The sequence below is a fragment of the uncultured Faecalibacterium sp. genome (genome assembly GCF_900066275.1).
Taxonomy (GTDB): Bacteria; Bacillota; Clostridia; order Oscillospirales; family Ruminococcaceae; genus Faecalibacterium; species Faecalibacterium taiwanense.
This window is the reverse complement of the sequence record NZ_FMFG01000074.1, coordinates 1-2,816: the sequence shown is the minus strand read 5'-3', so window position 1 is coordinate 2,816 and position 2,816 is coordinate 1. Positions and strand designations below refer to the sequence as shown.

The 2,816-nt window shown below is 45.8% G+C and carries 1 protein-coding gene and 1 pseudogene; both read left to right on the top strand.

The window, feature by feature from the left end; translation table 11 throughout:
• Positions 1-648: 648 nt before the first annotated feature.
• The gene (locus QZL71_RS12950; RefSeq protein WP_177713828.1) at positions 649-2,445 is read left to right on the top strand and encodes a reverse transcriptase domain-containing protein; all 1,797 of its coding nucleotides are present in this window, start codon (positions 649-651) and stop codon (positions 2,443-2,445) included.
• Positions 2,446-2,565: 120 nt separating this feature from the next.
• Positions 2,566-2,676: pseudogene (locus tag QZL71_RS13320) on the top strand (peptidase P60); the annotation flags it as partial.
• Positions 2,677-2,816 lie beyond the last annotated feature (140 nt).

Here is a 2,816-nt window from a genome sequence, read left to right as displayed (position 1 = left end):
ATCGTGCGTCCAGTAAGGACGATAGTAGAAGTAGAGAAAGGAGGCTGTGACTAAGGTACTACCCCGCAAAGCAACGCGGGAATCCACCTGCTTTACCGAAAGTCGAAAGATGTACGGGAAAAGAGCACGGCAGGAAAGCGGTAAGTTGCCTAAAGACAATCGGGCACGACTGAACTGCAAGGATAAGTGAATATAAGGATAAAACTGAATTGTTTAAGGTGAGTTCCAAGCCCTTGTTACGTGTGGGCAAAGGAAAATTGTCTGAAACCTTTGGTACAGGGACCGTAGGAAATAAATTCCTTCCTATGGGTTGCTAATCCCCTGTGCGGCACGTCGGAGAACCGATAGTAACGGAACAAAAGCATATCCGATAATTCACATTGACCTACTACTATCGTCAACTGGAGATTGTCTAAACCGGAACGCTTGAAAAAGCTATGTGTAATGCAGCAATGTGATAAATTTCAAAGCTATGCTAGAAAGATGACACTGAAAATCCGGCATGACAACGGAGCTTCTGTAGTAGTCCGAGAATCCTGAATTGACAGGAAAAGCCGTAAAATCGGATGCGGGAAAGCCGCTCACATGGCGAAGAGAAGCAGTTTTTTGCGCATTAAAATCAGAAATTGATTAGAGAGGAAAGCCTCAATGAAATCAACAATGGAGATTTTAACAAAATTACAAGAGAATTCCCAAAAGAACCACGATGAAATTTTCACACGACTGTACCGCTATCTTTTGAGGCCGGATATTTACTTCATCGCCTACCAGCATCTTTACTCCAATAAGGGTGCAGGAACGAAGGGGGTGAATGATGATACGGCTGATGGATTTAGCGAGCAGTATGTGACAGCCATCATTGAAGCATTGAGAACAGGGTCATATGAACCCAAGCCGGTACGCAGAACCTATATTCAAAAGAAGAACGGCAAGCTGCGCCCGCTGGGACTTCCTGTATTCGCTGACAAGCTGGTGCAAGAAGCTATCCGTATGATTCTGGAAGCCATCTATGAGCCAATTTTCTCTATCTATTCCCACGGCTTTCGACCGGGCAGAAGCTGCCACACGGCACTTGCCATGATTAAGCATGAGTTTACCGGAGCGAAGTGGTTCATTGAGGGCGACATCAAAGGATGTTTTGATAACATCGACCATTCCACGCTGATTGGTGTGCTGAACCGAAAAATCAAGGACGCTCGTTTTCTGAATCTGATTCGTATGTTTCTGAAATCCGGCTATATGGAAGACTGGGATTTCCATGAAACCTATAGCGGATGCCCGCAGGGTGGAATCATTTCCCCGATTCTTGCGAATGTCTACCTGAACGAACTGGACAGGTATATCACGCAGCTGAAGAAGGAATTTGACCACGGATACAATCCGAGAAACTTTACGGAAGAATACAACGCGATAAGACACAAACGAGATGCACTGCATGAGAAAATCAAGAAAGCTGAAGGAACAATGCGGGAGCAGCTGATTGCTCAGCACAAGCAACTGACAAAGCAGTTATTTCGGACACCTGCAAAAGCGTGTACCGATAAGCGATTGAAATATGTTCGCTATGCAGATGACTTTCTGATTGCAGTCAATGGGACAAGAGAGGAATGCGAAGCGATTAAGGCAAAACTCACGGATTTTGTCCGGGACACTCTGAAAATGGAGTTGAGTCAAGAAAAGACCCTCATTACGCACAGCAATACTCCTGCCCGATTCCTTGGTTTTGATGTTCGGGTGCGCAGGGATGCCAGTGTCAAACGCTCTGGAAAACGAAAAATGCGCACTATGAACAACAAAGTGGAACTCAATATTCCACTGAAAGATAAGGTGGAGACCTATTTACTGTCCCATAGCATCGCTAAAAGGGATGGAAAGAGGTTGATTCCTATTCATCGCCCCATTCTGCTGAACCGCACGGATTTGGAAATCGTAATGATTTATAATGCGGAACTCCGAGGGCTCTGTAACTATTATGCCATTGCAAGCAACTTCAACAAGCTCGTTTACTTTGGCTATCTGATGGAATACAGCTGTCTGAAAACACTCGCAAACAAGCATCGCTCCCGAATTTCTAAGGTTCGTTATGAATACAGAGATGGGACTGGCGCATGGGGTGTTCCGTATGAAACCAAAAAGGGAAAACGCCGTATGATGTTCGCTAAGTACAGCGATTGCAAAGGCAAAGATTTGACGGAAAAAGTGCCCGATTTGGCGTATCGCTATTCGCACAACACAACATCCTTCGAGGAACGTCTGAAGGCCAAAGTCTGTGAAGTCTGCGGCTGTACAGACAGCGATAGCTATGAAATCCACCATGTAAACAAGGTCAAAAACCTGAAAGGTAAAGCTGATTGGGAGAAAGTCATGCTGGCAAAGAGGCGCAAGACAATCGTTGTGTGCCACAAATGCCACATGAGAATTCATCATGGAACTAAAACGGAATGACTTTTGAAATGGAGCAAAAAATGGGGAGCCGTGTGCGTTGAGAGGCGCAAGCACGGTTCTGGGAGAGGTCTGTGCAAACCTGTCGTAGAAATACGATAAGGCGGCACTTTCCTACTCTACTACCTTGGAAACGGCAAGATGGTGTCTGCCGGAGACCCCATAAAGTATGCTGATATTCACTCGTCCTACTGGCAGAAATACCTGTCCGGTTTTGGACGGCTTTCAAAATGATTGGAGGAAGAAATGAGCGAAAAACTCGATAAACTGCGCGCTTCTCTGGAAAAGGAAAGGGAGCGTCGCATTAAGATCAACACTCGCATTGAAAGCCTTGAGCGGCGGATTCAGGAAGCAGAAGCTGCCGAGGTCAACGA

Coding starts and splice junctions, on each gene's coding strand:
- QZL71_RS12950 (WP_177713828.1), top strand. CDS start 649: ATGAAATCAACAATGGAGATTTTAACAAAATTACAAGAGAATTCCCAA.